This window comes from Buttiauxella massiliensis, assembly GCF_902500225.1.
Classification (GTDB): domain Bacteria; phylum Pseudomonadota; class Gammaproteobacteria; order Enterobacterales; family Enterobacteriaceae; genus Buttiauxella; species Buttiauxella massiliensis.
Genome location: NZ_LR722663.1, coordinates 90,959 through 109,500, shown reverse-complemented (window position 1 = coordinate 109,500; position 18,542 = coordinate 90,959). Strand labels below are relative to the sequence as shown.

Genomic DNA, 18,542 nt, shown 5'->3' with positions numbered 1-18,542 from the left:
CGAACGACAACCCAACTAAACAGACTGCATTCAGCCAGTATGACCGCCCACAAGCGCGTCGTCGTTATGCTGAAATCGCAGACCATCTGGGTCTGAGCGCACCGGGCGACCGTACTGCTGCTAAGATCGAGAAACTGCTGGCATGGTTGGATAGCATCAAGGCTGAACTGGGTATTCCTAAGTCCATCCGCGAAGCTGGCGTTCAGGAAGCTGACTTCCTGGCTCACGTTGACAAATTGTCTGAAGATGCGTTCGATGACCAGTGTACCGGTGCTAACCCACGTTACCCACTGATCTCTGAACTGAAACAAATTCTGATGGATACCTTCTACGGTCGTGAATTCTCCGAAGAAGGCAACGAAGCAGCACAGGCTAAAACAGTAGCTCCTGCCGCTAAAGCTGACAAGAAAGCGAAGAAAACCGCTTAATTGTAAAGCCTAATAAAAAACCCGCTTCGGCGGGTTTTTTGTTTCTGTTTTCTAAAAACCCGCACAAAGCCTCTCACGACGATGATTGAGAAAGGCACCCCTCTGCCTTCCTATTTAATTTAATTCGCTCTGAATGCCTTCCAGAGAGCCTGTTTGCAGCGCTTCTTTATAGTGTTTACGGCAAACAGACACATAGCGCTCGTTCCCACCAATCACAACCTGTTCTCCCTGGTTATACGGACGACCTTCCTGGTCGAGGCGCAAAACCATGCTGGCTTTACGTCCACAAAAACAGATAGTTTTTAATTCCACGAGTTTGTCTGACCACGCTAATAAATATTGGCTTCCGCCAAATAACTCGCCCTGAAAATCAGTGCGTAGGCCATAACATAATACGGGAATATCTAATTCATCCACGACGTCTGATAACGCCAGAACTTGATCGCGTGTCAGGAACTGGCATTCATCTACCAGTACGCAATGCACAGAGTCCCGCTGATGCTCTTCACGTATTTCATTGAATAATTGGGTTGAGTCATTGTAAAGCTTTGCGGGCGACGATAATCCAATACGCGAACTCACCTTTCCAGAACCAAACCGATTGTCAATTTCTGCGGTATACACCAATGTACGCATTCCGCGCTCTTGATAGTTGTATGACGATTGCAGTAATGCCGTAGATTTACCCGCGTTCATTGCGGAATAGTAAAAGTAAAGTTGTGCCATTGGTCAGCTAGCCTGAGTTAAAATGTAAATATTATTAACACAGGATTATATCATAAGCCGTTAGGGAGTTGCTTTTACCTTATGACTCCAGGAAGAATTCATAGATTGTTAGAGAGATATATAAACCATAGCGTGGAATGCCTGAAATCGGCGGATGTTTGATGTTCATCACGTTGCACTTAACTTACGGAGTTTTCAGTGTTTTTTCTGGTATTCCCTGAAATCTATTGGATCACTAATAATAACTATCTATTAAAAATACCCACCATTACAGGCAATAATACCAAAGGTTGATATTTCACCATTAATGCGTTTATGTCTCAATTTACTACTTCGGCAACCCTGAAACTATCAGGGTTGTTGTAGAAAAAGTGAGTTCCCCACGTTTTGTTTACCTTAGATGCAAGCCAAAATTTAAGTTAATACCATTTTATAAATCGACAAAATATTATGGAATTTTGAATTCCTTACATTACTTCCTATTGCAGAACTTAATTTAAGCCTCTATTATTAGCCCAACAAGCCAACCATCAATATAAGTTTGAGATTACTAAAATGAGCGAAGCACTTAAAATTCTGAACAACATCCGTACTCTTCGTGCACAAGCCAGAGAATGTACCCTGGAAACGCTGGAAGAAATGCTGGAAAAATTAGAAGTTGTTGTTAACGAACGCCGTGAAGAAGATAACGCTGCTGCAGCAGAAATTGAAGAGCGTACTCGTAAACTGCAACAATACCGTGAAATGCTAATTGCTGACGGTATTGATCCTAATGAATTACTGAATAGCATGGCTGCTGTTAAAACTACAGGCAAAGCTAAACGCGCTGCACGTCCAGCTAAATATCAGTACATCGACGAAAACGGCGAAAGCAAAACCTGGACTGGCCAAGGCCGTACTCCAGCTGTAATCAAAAAAGCAATGGAAGAGCAAGGCAAGAAACTGGAAGACTTCCTGATCGCCTAATTTTCGCTTTTAGTGCTGCTTATTAAATCCCGCTTCGGCGGGATTTTTATTTTGAGCGCATCATTAGCAGAATCTTTGTTACTACAAATAGTGCTCATAAAAAAAGGAAGCCAGGCTTCCTTTTTTCTTTTAACCTCTCAGCATTCTCAGCATTAGCTGACTTTATAGAATGCCTTATACCAGTCTACGAAGCGCTGTACGCCATCCTGAACCGATGTCTGTGGTTTAAAACCAATGACATCATACAACGCCTTCGTGTCCGCACTCGTCTCCAGAACGTCACCTGGCTGCATAGGCATCATATGCTTCTGGGCAACCTTACCTAAAGAGGTTTCAAGGGCAGTAATATAATCCATCAACGTAACCGGATTACTGTTCCCGATATTATAAACTCGATAAGGTGCTGAGCTTGTCGCCGGAGTTCCTTCCTCTACTGTCCACGTGGCATCGGCTTGCGGAATGACATCCTGCAAACGAACGATTGCCTCAGCAATATCATCAATATAAGTGAAGTCACGACGCATTTGCCCATGATTATAAACGTCGATACTCTTTCCTTCGACAATCGCACGAGTAAATTTAAATAACGCCATATCCGGGCGGCCCCATGGACCATAAACGGTGAAAAAGCGTAACCCGGTCGTCGGTAACCCATATAAGTGCGAGTACGTATGCGACATCAACTCGTTAGCTTTTTTGGTTGCCGCATATAATGATATTGGATGATCGACAGTGTCATCAGTTGAGAACGGAAGTTTGCGATTTAGCCCATATACCGAACTGGACGAAGCATATAACAGATGCCCCACTTTATTATGGCGACAACCTTCAAGAACATTTAAATGCCCCACAAGGTTTGAATCAGCATAGGCGTGAGGGTTATCGATGGAATAACGTACACCTGCTTGTGCAGCAAGATGAATCACACGATCAAATTTCTCTTTGGCAAATAATTCTGCCATGGCATTACGATCGGCAAGGTCAATTTTATCGAAACGGAATGAAGAATGTGGTGCGAGGAGATCAAGGCGAGCTTGCTTAAGATTGACATCGTAATAGTCATTCAGGTTATCGATACCGATAACCTGGTGACCGGCTGCCAGCAAACGTTCACTGACATGAAATCCAATAAAGCCTGCACTGCCGGTAACCAAAAATTTCATATAATCCTCATTTATACCCGTCATACTTCAAACTACATCTTTGTTGGCTTCGTAAACATACCCGAATCACCTACTGATGTAAGTTCATCGGGATGTGTTCAATTGCCGCCGCGATGCAGCTTGAATTATTTAGGATATATTACGCAATATTGATGGACGCTCCGCGGCCGATTGCATAATAGACAAAGCCGCGTTTGTTAAGTCTCTCAGGATCATACAGGTTACGGCCGTCAAAGATAACTGGTTGCTTTAGGGATTTCTTGATTGCATCAAAATCAGGTGCACGGAAACTTTGCCACTCTGTACAAATAACCAGAGCATCTGCATCTTGTAATGCGGCTTCTTTAGTTCCCATCAATTTCAGATCTGGGCGATGTCCGTAAATGCGCTGAGCTTCGTCCATTGCTTCCGGGTCATACGCCTGCACCTGAGCACCGCGTTCCCACAGCGCTTCCATCAGGACGCGGCTAGAGGCTTCACGCATATCGTCGGTATTCGGTTTGAATGAAAGTCCCCACAGCGCGAAGGTTTTACCTTTCAGATCTTCACCGAAATGACGAGTAATAAACTCAGGGAGTTTTAACTTCTGGTCATGGTTGACCTCTTCTACCGCTTGCAGAATACGTGGCGTGTAGCCAATCTGCTGAGCGGTACGAATCAGAGCCTGCACATCTTTAGGGAAGCAGGAGCCACCATAACCGCAGCCAGGGTAAATAAAGCTGTAGCCGATGCGGGAGTCTGAACCAATACCCATACGCACTTTTTCGATATCTGCGCCCAAGCGTTCTGCCAGGTTGGAGATTTCGTTCATAAAGCTAATTTTAGTCGCCAGCATGCAGTTCGCGGCGTACTTGGTCAGCTCAGCACTACGGATATCCATCAGGATCATGCGATCGTGGTTGCGATTGAACGGCTCGTACAATTCACGCAGCAAATCCACCACATCATCGTTATCGGTACCGATAACAATACGCTCAGGGCGCATGCAGTCAGAAACTGCCGCACCTTCCTTCAGGAATTCAGGGTTAGAAACCACATCAAATGGAATATCCACGCCACGGGCTTTCAGCGTCTCTTCCATTACGTTGCGCACTTTGTCTGCTGTTCCGACAGGAACGGTAGATTTATCGAGCACAACTTTGTGGGATGTCATGTGCTGCGCGATAGTACGTGCAACAGCGGTGACATATTTCAGGTCAGCAGAACCGTCTTCATCCGGCGGAGTTCCAACGGCAATAAATTGCATTTCACCATGATGGACGCCCAATTCAGCATCGGTGCTGAACTGTAAACGGCCTTCTTCATAGTTTTTCTTCACCAGCGGCGTTAAGCCGGGTTCAAAAATTGGGATCACGCCGTTTTTCAGATTTTCGACTTTCTTCGCATCGACATCTATGCACATTACATCGTGACCAACTTCCGCAAGCACTGCTGCCTGAACAAGTCCAACATAGCCGATACCAAATACAGTAACTTTCATCTTTCTATCCTGCGTTGAAATGAATTACTTTTTCGCGCCAACTGTCTCTTCTAGCCAGGCTTTAAAATCTGCGCCCAAAGTGCTGTGACGGATACCGTACTCCACAAACGCCTGCATATAACCGAGTTTGTTACCACAGTCATGGCTCACGCCTCTCATGTGATAGGCTTCAACAGTCTGTTTTTCCATCAACATAGCAATGGAGTCAGTCAGCTGAATTTCATCACCAGCACCTGGAGGTGTTTTGGACAACAGCGGCCAAATATCAGCAGTCAGAACATAACGGCCTACAACTGCAAGATTAGATGGTGCAACATTGGCTTTAGGTTTCTCAACAATACCGACCATTGGCACGCTGTCACCTTCGTTTAACTCAACGCCTTTGCAGTCAACAACACCGTAAGCGGTAACATCTTCTACCGGCTCAACCATGATTTGGCTATGGCCTGTAGTATCAAAACGTTTGATCATTTCGGCCAGGTTATCCTGCGAAAGATCGGATTCGAACTCATCAAGAATTACATCTGGCAGAATAACGGCTACTGGCTCATCGCCGACAACCGGATGGGCGCACAGCACTGCGTGCCCCAGGCCTTTAGCCAGGCCCTGACGAACCTGCATGATAGTGACATGCGGAGGGCAAATAGCCTGAACTTCATCCAGCAACTGGCGCTTAACACGTTTTTCGAGCATGGCTTCAAGTTCAAAGCTGGTATCGAAATGGTTTTCGATGGAGTTTTTCGAAGAGTGAGTCACCAGCACAATTTCAGTAATGCCCGCTGCGATACATTCATTGACCACATACTGAATTAACGGTTTATCGACTAAAGGCAACATCTCTTTTGGAATAGCCTTGGTAGCCGGTAACATACGTGTGCCCAATCCCGCGACAGGGATTACTGCTTTTCTTACTTTAGAATTAATGGCAGCCATTGAAAAATCTCCTGGACTGTTCAAGTTTTCACTTGCAAGTCAATTAAAAAAACGTCTCGAGTATATCAGCTTAAAATTGAGATCTACGGCTGTTTACCCGTTGCGTTGGTAATTTAAGATAAATACGAATGAGTTGAATACGATATTACCACCAGCAATGATAGGGGAGAAAACCTAAATGATTTCAACCATCCAGATGCTCATTCCGCAGACAACATCAGGCGTAATCTCCCGCCCGTACCCCATACCTGACACTGCCAGGACTCACAACGCTGGCTAATTTGATTGAGATAAGTATTGCCCAGTGTCCCCAAAGGCACACCATTGCTGACCTGAATTTGATGCTCACCGGTATTTAAGGTGGCATTTAGCCCCGCCGAGACCAAAATGAGGTTTTTGAGTTCGCTATGGTAATAACCCACCATCAGCGGAAACTGCCCGGTAAGATTGGCCTGACGTAATAATTGATTCACTTGTTTGAGTAAATTACCGAGCTCAGGTAAACGTTGGTTTTGTTTGGAAAGTTGTTCCTGCAATAGCCCGTTAAATAGTGCTCGTAATAACAGTGCCGCCAGCACCCCATTATCCCCTGCTCTTGTCACATCAAGGCAATAAAATGCCAGGTCGTTCTCTGACAAAGCTGCAATATCCAGAACAAGTCCTGGTTGATTATGAGTAATTAACTGGCGGTAATTCACCCGGCAATGCGAAATCACCTGTTGTACCGGGGGTTGTAGTTCTTGAAGTAGCGTAGATGCAGCCTGCGGGTCGCTGACTAGCGCATCCCAGTCCTGAAATAGGCGTTCTTCTTCCTCAACACGCGAATTAAACATGTTGGGATAGAGGCAGGCGAAGACTGTTTCACGCAGACGATTGAGGTCTTTAATTGGCTTGAGCAGAACATCCTGCACCCCAAAGCGTAAGGCTTTGGCGATATCTGACATGTTCTCGGTGGCTGAGATCACAAGGATTGGCGTCTGTATGCCTTCATTACGCAAGTGCTCTACCAGCTTCAATCCATTCATGCGCGGCATAGCCAGATCGCAAATCAGCAGATCGGGCGCAAAACTGGTCATCTTTTCCAGAGCATCTATACCATCAACGGCAACAGCAATGACCGCACCTAAGGAAGAGAGATAATTTTCCAGTAAAGAGCGGAAAACGGGCTCATCCTCAACAATGAGAATCAGTTTTCCAACGAGTGGCTGTGTCATTTTCGCTCCCCTGACTGGCGATAGATCAATAGTGGCATGGTATGACAATCACCGCCTGTCAGAATTGCCTGAAGATGCGAGTTTTCACCATACTCAATCATGGGTACGAACCAATGGCAGCAGCTCATCCATCTTTTTCTCGACGGCAAGACTGCCCGCGCTTATCGCTTCCGCGGCACGGTGGAAATCAAGCGTTGAAATCTGGGGGCAAAAAGGTTGCAGCAAAATATCCGGTGGGTCACCTGCCATACGGTTACGCTTTAAGCGATTTTCCAACACCTGAATAGAGGTGGTCATGATTTCCATGGCCGTTGGCGTGGTATTGGCACGACGGGTAGTGATTTTGCCGAGCTGTTCGCGCAAACGACCACGCCATGAATCAGGCTGCACCTGATTTTCAGCCAGAGGAGTCGTCATATTGACGGAGAGTAAATCTTGCTGCATCAAATGCGCATCATGTTGCAGGTCGACGGCAATCACGATATCGGCACCCAGCGCACGCGTTAGCGAAACAGGCACCGGGTTAACCACTGCGCCATCCACCAGCCAGTAGCCGTTATACCCGACCGGCGACAATAGCCCCGGCATACTGCAAGAGGCTCGAACAGCCTGATGCAAATCACCATCCGTGAACCACAATTCACGTCCAGTACTTAAATTGGTGGCAACAGAGCCAAAACGCAGCGCGCAGTCTTCAATTTTTTCTTCAGTGATGATTTTACGGACGTTGTTGAACACGCGCTCGCCACGCAACAAACCGCCACGACGCCAGGAAAGATCCATTAGTCGCAGTACATCCCAATAGCCGAATGAGCGCACCCATCGTTCCATCATAGGTAAGCGATTACTTGCATACGCGGCACCGACCAGTGCCCCAACCGAGCAACCTGCAACGATATCAACCTGAATGCCTGCTCGTTTTAACGCATTAATGACACCAATATGCGCCCATCCTTTTGCTGCTCCCGACCCTAATGCCAGGCCGATCTTTACCTGTCTCATTTTGCCTCGGTCTTTCTTCCCCGGTTTATACCCATCATTCTTCAAGCTGCGGGAGGTGTTGATTGCAACTCAAATACCCATGGATATATCACCTCGTGGCGAACTCGCCACAGCTCAGTTAACATAACTACCCCGCGTATTTACGCTGACTATTTTTTGTAACCAAGGAGATGCTGTGTCGCAACTTTGCCCTTGTGGTAGCGGTCTGGAGTATAGCGTATGTTGCCAGCCTTACCTACGCGCAGACAAGCCCGCGCCAACCCCATCACAGCTAATGCGTTCACGTTATAGTGCGTATGTGATGCAGGACGCAGACTATCTTGTCACGACCTGGCACCCGCAAACCCGCAGCCCTTCGCTGAAATCAGATATTTCAGGAAGTTTTGGCACAACCAAGTGGTTAGGTCTGACAGTTTATGAAGCTGCTGCCGGACGCGATGATAACGAAGGTTTCGTCAGTTTTGTCGCGCGCTTTGAAGAACAAGGCGAAGAAAGTGCCATTATCGAGCGTTCGCGTTTCTTAAAGGAAAACGGCCAGTGGTACTATGTCGATGGAACACGCCCGCAATTTGGTCGCAATGACCCCTGCCCTTGCGGTTCTGGAAAAAAATATAAAAAGTGTTGTGGTCGTTAACTCACCGTGGCACAAATCAATTAGCAAACACACGCAAAACAGGATTTCCCAGTGACACAAGCTCTACAGCGAAAAGTACTCCGCACCATTTGCCCTGACGCAAAGGGCCTGATCGCCAAGATCACCAACATTTGTTACAAGCACGAACTGAACATTGTTCAGAACAACGAGTTTGTTGACCACCGCACCGGGCGCTTCTTTATGCGCACCGAACTCGAAGGTATTTTTAACGACAACACTCTGCTGGCAGATTTAGATGGCGCATTGCCTGAAGGTTCGGTGCGTGAACTCATTCCAGCGGGTCGTCGTCGCGTCGTGATTCTGGTCACCAAAGAAGCGCACTGTCTGGGTGACTTATTAATGAAAGCCAATTACGGCGGCCTGGATGTCGAAATCGCTGCGGTTATTGGTAACCACGAGACTCTGCGTACATTGGTTGAACGTTTTGATATTCCGTTCGAACTTGTGAGTCATGAAGGTCTGACGCGCGAAGATCACGACCAACAAATGGCCGACGCGATTGCAGCGCACAAACCGGACTACGTGGTACTGGCTAAATACATGCGTGTGTTGACACCTGAGTTTGTTTCTCGCTTCCCGAACCAGATTATCAACATCCACCACTCGTTCCTTCCTGCGTTTATCGGCGCTCGTCCTTATCACCAGGCGTACGAGCGCGGCGTGAAGATTATCGGTGCCACCGCACACTACGTGAACGACAATTTGGATGAAGGCCCAATCATCATGCAGGATGTGATTCACGTCGATCACACCTACACTGCAGAAGATATGATGCGTGCCGGGCGTGATGTTGAGAAAAATGTTCTCAGCCGCGCACTGTATCAAGTGCTGGCCCAGCGCGTGTTTGTATACGGTAATCGCACGATTATTCTGTAGATCAATCATGTAATTGCTTAGGTTTGCGACGTTACGTGTAAAAAAACGGCAAACGATTCATTTTCTTACAGTGAATGCTTTACAGCGGCGCTTCATTTGATATGATGCGCCCCGCTTCCAGACGAAGGAGGCGAGTAAGAAAGCCAACAAAATGTAATACCCCTGGCGGGGTTCCCGAGCGGCCAAAGGGAGCAGACTGTAAATCTGCCGTCATCGACTTCGAAGGTTCGAATCCTTCCCCCGCCACCATCTTCAAGATTTATGCACGGCCTGATTCAATTAAGAATCAAACACCCCTGGCGGGGTTCCCGAGCGGCCAAAGGGAGCAGACTGTAAATCTGCCGTCATCGACTTCGAAGGTTCGAATCCTTCCCCCGCCACCATTCTTTGCAACACCTTCCCAGCTCATCCAAATCGCACAATCTTCCATATTCCCGTTGGGGAAGGATGAGAAGCTTCGACTAAGGTTCGATTCGAGCGAAGCGAGAAAGCGTTGCCGCAGGCAGCGACCCGAAGGGCGAGACGCAAAGCGTCGAGTAATCCTTCCCCCGCCACCATTCTTTGCAACACCTCCAAACAAATTCCAAATCGCACAATATTCAACATTTTTTGTTGGATGACGCTTCGCTTATCCAACCTACAACACCAAATCAAAACCCATACGTCTTTCGTAGGTCGGATAAGCGCAGCGTCATCCGACATAACAGGCAAAAAAATACCCGGCCGAAGCCAGGTATTTTCAATCCAACCAACAACCGTCAGCGACGAGCGCGCACAATCTGGTACTTACGCGTCAAATACTCCACCGGAGCGCTCCACACATGCACCAGACGGGTGAACGGGAACAGCAGGAACAACGTCATCCCCAACACCAGGTGCACGCGGAAGATAAACGCCACGCCATCCAGATGCTCAGACGCGCCGCCGTGGAACGTCACCACCGCCTGCGCCCAGCCCACCAGTTTCATCATCTCGCTGCCGTCCATATGCTGAGCAGAGAAAGGAATCGTCAGCAGGCCTAACGCACACTGGATAACCAACAAGCTGAGAATCAGAATATCAGCAACACTGGATGTCGCACGAATACGCGGGTTAAACAGGCGGCGTTTGAGCAGCAACAGCCCGCCCACCAGCGTCATCATACCGCACGCGCCACCGGCAATCATCGCCATCTTCTGCTTCACATCAATCGGCAGGAACGACTCGTACATCCAGTGCGGCGTTAACATCCCCAGGAAGTGACCGGCAAAAATCCCGAGAATCCCGATATGGAACAGGTTTGACGCCAGATTCATCCCTTTGCGATCCAGCATCTGGCTGGAACCCGCTTTCCAGGTGTACTGGCCGTAGTCGTAACGCAACCAGCTCCCCAGCAGGAATACCGTACCGCAAATGTACGGATACATGTCGTAGAAGAACACATTGAGAAATTGCATGATTACTGTCCTCCGATATTCAGATACTGCGGAGCGACAGCCCCGGCAAAACGCTTCTGATGGCTGGAAATTTCAGTTTCACCGCAACCGGCGTCAGCCACAAATTTCACCTGCTCTTCTTCCCATACCGCATCCAGCGCCTGCGGCGTGTCATCGCGCGCTTCGCCAGCAATCTGCTTGCTCACGCTCTCAACCGCCACATCGCTTTGCGACAGGCCGAGCAGCACATCAAACAGCGCCGCATAATCACTTTCGCGCTGTTTCAGGCGCGCAGCCAGCAGGGCGAGAATCGGTGCGACATCCTGCAAACCGCCACGCGCTTCACTTTCTTCACGCTGCGACAGATATTCCAGATACAGCGGCAAATGGTCCGGCAGCTCGCGGCTGTCGATCTCCATCCCGGCTTGCTCGTACTGCCCCATCAGGTTAACCATCGCCTGCCCACGGTCACGGGATTCGCCGTGAACGTGTTCAAACAGCAACAAAGACGTGGCACGACCACGGTCAAACAGTTCGCTATAACTCGCCTGCGCATCCAGCAAATCGCGGCTGCACAACGAAGTAATGAAACCGTTAAGCTGAGCCGCCTGCTGCAAATTCAACGCGCTTCCTTCAGCCATCGCATCGCGCAGTTCCTGCTGATGCTGCCACAGGGCAGCATCCGGGTACTCAAGCAGACGGGAAATCACCAGAAGTTCAATCATGGTTTTGGCTCCGTTTTGCTGGATACATCAATCGCGTCAATGCGTTTGCTGTTGAACAGGTTGAATTTGGAATCCGAACCGTGGCAACCGTCGCCGAAGCTGAAACCACAACCTTTACTTTCCGGGAAGGCATCTGCCGCCAGCTCGCGGTGGCTTGATGGCACTACGAAACGGTCTTCGTAGTTGGCAATCGCCAGGTAACGATACATTTCCTGCGCCTGCGCTTCGGTCAAACCTACTTCTTCCAGCGCGCTGATATCGTGAACGCCTTCTACCGTTTCCGCACGCTTGTAATGGCGCATTGCCATCATGCGCTTCAGGGCGCGAAGAACTGGCGCGGTGTCGCCCGCGGTCAGCAAATTCGCCAGGTATTCCACCGGAATACGCAGGCTTTCAACGTCAGGCAGGATCCCGGTGTGCGGCAGCTCGCCCGCGTCAGCCGCAGACTGAATTGGCGACAACGGCGGCACATACCAGACCATCGGCAGAGTGCGATATTCCGGGTGCAGCGGCAGCGCCAGCTTCCAGTCCATCGCCATTTTATAAACTGGCGACTGCTGTGCGGCTTCGATAACGCTATTCGGAATGCCGTCTTTCCGCGCCTGCTCGATAACCGCAGGGTCGTTTGGATTGAGGAAAATACCCAACTGGCGCTCGTAAAGATCTTTCTCATTCTCGGTGCTGGCTGCGGATTCGATCGCGTCCGCGTCATACAACAGCACGCCGAGGTAACGAATACGGCCTACGCAGGTTTCGGAGCAAACCGTCGGCTGGCCGGCTTCAATACGCGGATAACAGAAGATGCACTTCTCGGATTTACCGCTCTTCCAGTTGAAGTAGATTTTTTTGTACGGGCAACCAGTAATGCACATGCGCCAGCCGCGGCACTTGTCCTGATCAATCAGCACAATGCCGTCTTCTTCACGCTTATAAATCGCACCGCTCGGGCACGTCGCCGCACACGCCGGGTTCAGGCAGTGTTCGCACAAGCGCGGCAGGTACGCCATAAAGGTGTTTTCGAACTGGCCGTACATTGCCTTTTGCATATTCTGGAAGTTCTGATCTTTGGAGAGCTTTTCGAACTCACCACCCAGATCATCTTCCCAGTTCGGGCCTGCTTCGATTTTGTTCATCCGTTGGCCGGTAATCAGCGACCGCGGGCGTGCAATCGGCTGATGCTTGCCTGCTGGCGAGTTATGCAGATGCTGATAGTCGAAATCAAACGGCTCGTAGTAATCGTCGATGCCCGGCAGATGCGGGTTAGCGAAGATTTTGCCCAGCAGCATCGCGCGGTTACCCATGCGCGGTTGCAGTTTGCCGTTAATTTTACGGATCCATCCGCCCTTCCATTTTTCCTGGTTTTCCCAGTCAGTTGGGTAGCCGGTTCCCGGTTTGGTTTCCACGTTGTTGAACCACGCGTACTCCATCCCTTCGCGGCTGGTCCAGACGTTTTTACAGGTCACAGAACAGGTGTGACAGCCGATGCATTTATCAAGATTCAGCACCATGCCGACTTGTGAACGAATTTTCATTTTACGCTCTCCTGTTTCTGGTCGTTGCCTTCACCGTCTAACCAGTTAATGTCTTTCATCTTGCGCACGACGACGAACTCATCACGGTTTGAACCGACGGTGCCGTAGTAGTTAAAGCCGTAAGCTAGCTGCGCATAGCCGCCAATCATGTGCGTCGGTTTCGGGCTAATTCGGGTGACCGAGTTATGAATCCCGCCGCGTTGCCCGGTAATTTCAGAACCCGGCAGGTTCACGATACGTTCCTGCGCGTGGTACATCATGGTCATGCCTTCCGGCACACGCTGACTCACCACCGCTCGCGCGGTCAAAGCACCATTATTGTTGAATACTTCAATCCAGTCGTTATCGACGATGCCCAACGCTTTGGCGTCGATTTCGCTCATCCAGACAATCGGCCCGCCGCGCGACAACGTCAGCATCAGTAGGTTATCGCTGTAAGTGGAGTGAATGCCCCATTTCTGGTGCGGCGTCAGGAAGTTCAGCGCCTTCTCTGGGTTACCGTTAGATTTTTTACCCATCACGCCTTTCACGGAGCGAGTATCAATCGGCGGACGGTACACCAGCAGGCTTTCGCCAAAATCACGCATCCACTGGTGATCCTGATACAGCTGTTGGCGGCCAGACAGCGTGCGCCATGGGATCAGCTCATGAACGTTGGTATAGCCGGCGCTGTAGGAAACGTGTTCATCTTCTAGACCCGACCAGGTTGGGCTGGAGATGATTTTGCGTGGCTGCGCCTGGATATCGCGGAATCGAATCTTTTCGTCTTCTTTATTGAGCGCCAGGTGCGTGTGGTCGCGGCCGGTAAATTCGCTGAGCGCCGCCCAGGCTTTCACAGCAACCTGACCGTTAGTTTCTGGTGCAAGCGTGAGTATCATTTCTGCGGCATCGATCGCCGTGTTGATCATCGGCTGGCCTTTCGCCGGGCCTTCGGTTTTGGTGTAATTGAGCTTACGCAGCAGATCCATTTCAGACTGCGTATTCCACGCAATCCCTTTGCCGCCGTTACCGATGGTTTCCATCAGCGGGCCAATCGAGGTGAAACGCTCGTAAGTCGCCGGGTAATCACGTTCAACGGTGATCAGATGCGGTGCGGTTTTGCCCGGAATCAGGTCGCATTCGCCCTTTTTCCAGTCCATCACGCCAAACGGCTGCGCCAGTTCTGCGGCGGAATCGTGCTGAATCGGCAGCGTCACCACGTCAGTTTCTTTGCCTAAATGGCCAACACACACTTCGGAGAATTTCTTCGCGATATCTTTGTAGATATCCCAGTCGCTTTTTGAATCCCAGGCCGGGTCAACAGCGGCAGAAAGCGGGTGAATAAACGGATGCATATCCGATGTATTCATATCGTCTTTCTCATACCAGGTCGCCGTTGGCAGCACGATATCGGAATACAAACAGGTGCTCGACAGACGGAAGTCCAGCGTCACCACTAAGTCCAGTTTGCCGTCGAGGCCGTTATCCACCCATTCGACTTCTTCCGGCATCACGCCGCCTTCTTTGCCCAAATCTTTACCCTGAATACCGTTCTCGGTACCCAACAGATATTTGAGCATGTACTCGTGGCCCTTGCCGGATGAACCCAGCAGGTTTGAGCGCCAGACAAACAAGTTGCGCGGATGGTTATTGCCCGCATCCGGCTGTTCTGCGGCAAAGCGAATATCGCCGCTTTTCAGTTGCTGCGAGGTGAAATCAGCCGGACTCATACCTGCCGCTTTCGCCTGTTTGGCGATGTGCAACGGGTTGGTATTAAGCTGTGGTGCAGACGGCAACCAGCCCATACGCTCGGCGCGCACGTTGAAGTCAATCAGATGACCGCTGTAACGGGATTTATCCGCCAGCGGGGACAGCAGTTCTTCGGCAGTCAACGACTCGTAGCGCCACTGGCTGGAGTGGTTGTAGAAGAATGAAGTGCTGTTCATCTGGCGCGGCGGGCGCTGCCAATCGAGGGCGAACGCCAGTGGTGTCCAGCCGGTTTGCGGGCGCAGCTTTTCCTGGCCAACATAGTGTGCCCATCCGCCGCCGCTTTGGCCGACGCAGCCGCAGAAGATCAGCATGTTGATCAGGCCGCGGTAGTTCATGTCCATGTGGAACCAGTGGTTCATACCGGCACCGACGATGATCATCGAGCGGCCATGGGTTTTGTCGGCGTTGTCAGCAAATTCGCGAGCGATGCGGATGATGTTCTGGCGAGTCACGCCGGTAATCTGTTCCGCCCACGCCGGGGTGTACGCCTTCATGTCGTCGTAGCTGGACGCACAGTTTTCGTCGTTCAGGCCGCGATCCAGGCCGTAGTTCGCCAGCGTCAGATCGTAAACGGTGGTCACCAGCGCGGTAGAACCGTCTGCCAGTTGAATACGTTTTACCGGCAGTTTGTGCATCAGCACGTTGTCGAGTTTAACGTTGCTGAAATGCTCGGTGCTTTCACCGCCGAAGTAAGGGAAGCCAACTTCCGCCACTTCGTCGTGGCTGCCCAGCAGGCTCAGGCGCAGTTCGGCTTCTTCGCCGCTGGTGCCGTCGCGCTGTTCGAGGTTCCACTTGCCCTTTTCGCCCCAGCGGTAACCAATGGAACCGTTCGGTGCCAGCAACTCGCCGTTCTGGCTGTCCATGGCGACCGTTTTCCACTGCGGATTGTTTTCCTGGCCCAGGCCGTCAACCAGGTCAGATGCACGTAACATGCGGCCTGCGGCGTAGAAACCATCACGCTCTTCCAGCATCACCAGCATTGGCATGTCGGTGTAGCGGCGCACGTAATCAGTGAAGTATTGGCTTGGGTTGTCGAGGTGAAATTCACGCAACATCACATGGCCCATTGCCAGCGCCATCGCCGCATCGGTGCCTTGTTTTGGTGCCAGCCACTGATCGCACAGTTTGGCGATTTCAGCGTAATCCGGCGTCACCGCGACGGTTTTGGTGCCTTTGTAACGCACTTCGGTGAAGAAGTGGGCATCCGGGGTACGGGTTTGCGGAACGTTAGAGCCCCAGGCCATGATGTAGCTGGAGTTATACCAGTCGGCAGATTCCGGCACGTCAGTCTGCTCGCCCCAGGTCATCGGTGACGCAGGCGGCAAATCGCAATACCAGTCGTAGAAGCTCAGACAGGTACCGCCAATCAGGGAAAGGTAGCGTGCGCCAGAGGCGTAGGACACCATCGACATTGCCGGAATCGGCGAGAAGCCCGCGATACGGTCAGGACCGAAAGTTTTCGCGGTAAACACGTTAGCCGCGGCAATCAGCTCATTCACTTCCTGCCAGCTTGAGCGTACAAAACCACCGCGACCACGGGCTTGTTTATAGCTTTTGGCTTTTGCCGGGTCGTTGATGATTGAAGCCCAGGCATCGACCGGATCTTCATGCAGCGTTTTCGCTTCACGCCACAGTTGGATCAGACGCTTGCGCATCAAAGGATATTTCAGACGGTTGGCGCTGTAGAGATACCAGGAGTAGCTTGCGCCGCGAGGGCAGCCGCGTGGCTCATGGTTTGGCATATCCGGGCGGGTACGCGGGTAGTCGGTTTGCTGGGTTTCCCAGGTTACCAGGCCGCTTTTGACGTAGATCTTCCAGCTACAGGAGCCCGTGCAGTTTACACCGTGAGTGGAACGCACCACTTTGTCGTGCTGCCAACGCTGGCGATAACCTTCTTCCCAATCACGATTGGTATCGAGCAGTTGGCCATGTCCATCGGCAAAAGTTTCGCCCTTCTGTTTGAAGTACCGAAACCGGTCAAGAAATTTGCTCATCGGGGTTCTCCTGATGTGGAGCCTGGAGGCTCTATCTTATGAAAACGACATTACTAACGATGGCGGCACGGTAACTCGCGCATATGAAGGGATAATTGATAAGGATCAACTGGGGTTGAGGATGTTTTAAGCGAGAAGTGGTGATATACCACCAAAGTGGCAATCGAACATTTGTAGTTAATTAATTGATATATAAACAAAATATCCATCCTCTACATTCTGTAAGGAGTAGAAATCAGAACGACTGGGTATTAAGGGGTAAGTCCGCCAAGATGGAGGGAGGGGAAACCCAAAATGGGGCATCCTCTATCAGAGAAACCCCATGTTGAATGGTGTCACAATCAGACAGAAGTTAACGGTTCAGCTTTGCGTTCCGCACGAATGTTTTTGATAAGCAGACCCGAAATAACTATCCCGGCGCAGGCGAAAACAGCCATCAAGCCAAACACGATTTTATAGCCCAATAACCCTGGGTTGGTATCTAAGATGTAGCCATACAGGCTGTAGCAGAACATCGCCGGGGCATAACCGATAAAACTGCCCAATGCCATTGCCGCACCGGTGTTTTTCTCACTGATTCCCGCTTCACCGATTGGGGCGAAGAATACTGCACGTTGCGTAAAGATAACCGCACCAAACATCAGCGTGCAGGCCATGCCCAAATAAACAGGCATTTGCTCATGCGGCAGTAATATCAAGGCAACCAATGCCAGGGCGCTAATAATAAAGGTATAGAACAAATACTGGCTGGGAGATTTTAAAACCTTGTCAGCAATTAAGCCACCAATAGGGCCGCCTACCATTTTCAAACAATATTGATTGATAATTCCATACGCGCCCACCAGTGCAATAGGCAATGCGTAGACATTTCTTAAGAATGGAATAAAGAATGTCAATCCACAATACACCGCATAAACACAGAACACACTAAAAGCGATTAACCAGACGGTTTTGTTTTTTAATACATTCCCCAAACCTGGATTGCTTTCTTTTTTCGCTGCATTCTCTTTTTTCGCCGTTTGTTCTTCCGGGCTTTCTTTTAATACGAAGAAAATAATCACACCCACCGCAATCGCGATAAATGAGTAAAACAATATTGCGGCTTTAAAACCGAAATAGTCGCTACCAAACCAGGTGAAAACAGCCAGCGCGCTAAAGGCGATAATGGTATCAACAATGCCTCGCCCGGTTTCGAAGAAACCAAACAAGCGCCCCTGTTGGGTGTTGTCTCCGAGCAAACTCACCGACTTTAACAGCACCGGCCAGTTCAGCATGTCGCACGTCACGCCGAACAGCGCCCAGACAAAAAGTATCCCCCAGTAGCCCGGCATGGTAGAAAGGTAGATCCCCAGCAGGCCAGTCGCAATCAGTGAAAGCGACATCGTAAAGCGGCGCGGTAATTTGTCGGAAAAGTAAATTGATAAGAAGAAACCAATGGTCGTAACAATGGAGTTAACCGACATCGCATTACCAATCTCACCGTTGGTCAGGTGAAAATACTCCTGCATAGGAACATAAAATGCGTCTTTCAATGACGGCAGTTTATATATTGTTCCACCGCACAGAACCAACAAGCTAAATATAGTCCATCTTTTTTTCGTTAGCATAAGACACCCCACCCCTGAATTAGCGGAATTAATTATTATTTGAGAGTACAGTCACTTCACGAAACGCAAAGCGCCGG

The 18,542-nt window shown here is 50.0% G+C and carries 14 protein-coding genes, 2 tRNA genes, 1 other RNA gene and 1 pseudogene; 7 read left to right on the top strand and 11 right to left on the bottom strand.

Translation table 11 applies throughout. The features are described from left to right. Nucleotides 1-428, top strand: a pseudogene (locus tag GC128_RS19570) (iron-containing alcohol dehydrogenase); the annotation flags it as partial. Nucleotides 429-542: 114 nt separating this feature from the next. Here GC128_RS19570 and tdk read toward each other — a convergent pair. Then, nucleotides 543-1,154, bottom strand: coding sequence for a thymidine kinase (gene tdk, locus GC128_RS19565; RefSeq protein WP_151995694.1), 612 nt, complete (start codon nucleotides 1,152-1,154; stop codon nucleotides 543-545). A 555-nt stretch (nucleotides 1,155-1,709) separates the two neighbouring features. Here tdk and hns point away from each other — a divergent pair. After that, a complete protein-coding gene (hns, locus tag GC128_RS19560; protein WP_151995693.1) occupies nucleotides 1,710-2,120 on the top strand; it encodes a histone-like nucleoid-structuring protein H-NS in 411 nt (136 codons plus the stop codon). A gap of 152 nt (nucleotides 2,121-2,272) precedes the next feature. Here the strand turns inward: hns and GC128_RS19555 are convergent, their stop codons facing one another. The 5 genes from GC128_RS19555 to rssA all read right to left on the bottom strand — a co-directional run bounded on the left by GC128_RS19555 (nucleotide 2,273) and on the right by rssA (nucleotide 7,912). Next, a complete protein-coding gene (locus GC128_RS19555) occupies nucleotides 2,273-3,283 on the bottom strand; it encodes an NAD-dependent epimerase (RefSeq protein ID WP_151995692.1) in 1,011 nt (336 codons plus the stop codon). A 139-nt stretch (nucleotides 3,284-3,422) separates the two neighbouring features. After that, nucleotides 3,423-4,763, bottom strand: a complete 1,341-nt coding sequence (locus GC128_RS19550; RefSeq protein ID WP_064518490.1) for a UDP-glucose dehydrogenase family protein — start codon at nucleotides 4,761-4,763, stop codon at nucleotides 3,423-3,425. Nucleotides 4,764-4,787: 24 nt separating this feature from the next. Next, nucleotides 4,788-5,696 (bottom strand): UTP--glucose-1-phosphate uridylyltransferase GalU, encoded by a 909-nt coding sequence (gene galU, locus GC128_RS19545; protein WP_151995691.1) that lies wholly within the window; start codon nucleotides 5,694-5,696, stop codon nucleotides 4,788-4,790. A gap of 200 nt (nucleotides 5,697-5,896) precedes the next feature. Beyond that, nucleotides 5,897-6,910 (bottom strand): two-component system response regulator RssB, encoded by a 1,014-nt coding sequence (rssB, locus tag GC128_RS19540; RefSeq protein ID WP_151995690.1) that lies wholly within the window; start codon nucleotides 6,908-6,910, stop codon nucleotides 5,897-5,899. A gap of 93 nt (nucleotides 6,911-7,003) precedes the next feature. Beyond that, entirely contained in the window at nucleotides 7,004-7,912 is a 909-nt protein-coding gene (gene rssA, locus GC128_RS19535; RefSeq protein ID WP_034455850.1) for a patatin-like phospholipase RssA, read from the bottom strand. 175 nt (nucleotides 7,913-8,087) lie between these two features. Here rssA and GC128_RS19530 point away from each other — a divergent pair, with 175 nt between their 5' ends. The 5 genes from GC128_RS19530 (at nucleotide 8,088) to GC128_RS19510 (ending at nucleotide 10,000) form a co-directional block, all read left to right on the top strand. Beyond that, nucleotides 8,088-8,546 carry a YchJ family protein gene (locus GC128_RS19530; protein WP_151995689.1) on the top strand — a complete coding sequence of 153 codons (459 nt, stop codon included), beginning with the start codon at nucleotides 8,088-8,090 and terminating at the stop codon, nucleotides 8,544-8,546. 51 nt (nucleotides 8,547-8,597) lie between these two features. After that, nucleotides 8,598-9,443 carry a formyltetrahydrofolate deformylase gene (purU, locus tag GC128_RS19525; RefSeq protein WP_151995688.1) on the top strand — a complete coding sequence of 282 codons (846 nt, stop codon included), beginning with the start codon at nucleotides 8,598-8,600 and terminating at the stop codon, nucleotides 9,441-9,443. 164 nt (nucleotides 9,444-9,607) lie between these two features. Then, nucleotides 9,608-9,692, top strand: a tRNA-Tyr gene (locus GC128_RS19520). Nucleotides 9,693-9,741: 49 nt separating this feature from the next. Beyond that, nucleotides 9,742-9,826 (top strand) — tRNA-Tyr (locus GC128_RS19515). A 43-nt stretch (nucleotides 9,827-9,869) separates the two neighbouring features. After that, a non-coding RNA gene (locus GC128_RS19510) (RtT sRNA) lies at nucleotides 9,870-10,000 on the top strand. A gap of 201 nt (nucleotides 10,001-10,201) precedes the next feature. On the opposite strand, the gene narI is transcribed toward GC128_RS19510, so the two are convergent. The 5 genes from narI to GC128_RS19485 form a co-directional block, all read right to left on the bottom strand. Then, on the bottom strand, nucleotides 10,202-10,879 hold the full coding sequence (narI, locus tag GC128_RS19505) for a respiratory nitrate reductase subunit gamma (RefSeq protein WP_151995687.1): 678 nt from the start codon (nucleotides 10,877-10,879) through the stop codon (nucleotides 10,202-10,204). A gap of 2 nt (nucleotides 10,880-10,881) precedes the next feature. Further along, nucleotides 10,882-11,583 (bottom strand): nitrate reductase molybdenum cofactor assembly chaperone, encoded by a 702-nt coding sequence (gene narJ, locus GC128_RS19500; protein WP_151995686.1) that lies wholly within the window; start codon nucleotides 11,581-11,583, stop codon nucleotides 10,882-10,884. After that, nucleotides 11,580-13,115, bottom strand: coding sequence for a nitrate reductase subunit beta (narH, locus tag GC128_RS19495; protein WP_151995685.1), 1,536 nt, complete (start codon nucleotides 13,113-13,115; stop codon nucleotides 11,580-11,582). Before narH ends, narJ begins: the two co-directional genes overlap by 4 nt. Continuing rightward, nucleotides 13,112-16,858, bottom strand: a complete 3,747-nt coding sequence (locus GC128_RS19490; protein WP_151995684.1) for a nitrate reductase subunit alpha — start codon at nucleotides 16,856-16,858, stop codon at nucleotides 13,112-13,114. The genes narH and GC128_RS19490 overlap by 4 nt, the downstream gene beginning before the upstream one ends. A 341-nt stretch (nucleotides 16,859-17,199) precedes the next feature. Then, entirely contained in the window at nucleotides 17,200-18,465 is a 1,266-nt protein-coding gene (locus GC128_RS19485; RefSeq protein ID WP_151995683.1) for an MFS transporter, read from the bottom strand. Nucleotides 18,466-18,542 lie beyond the last annotated feature (77 nt).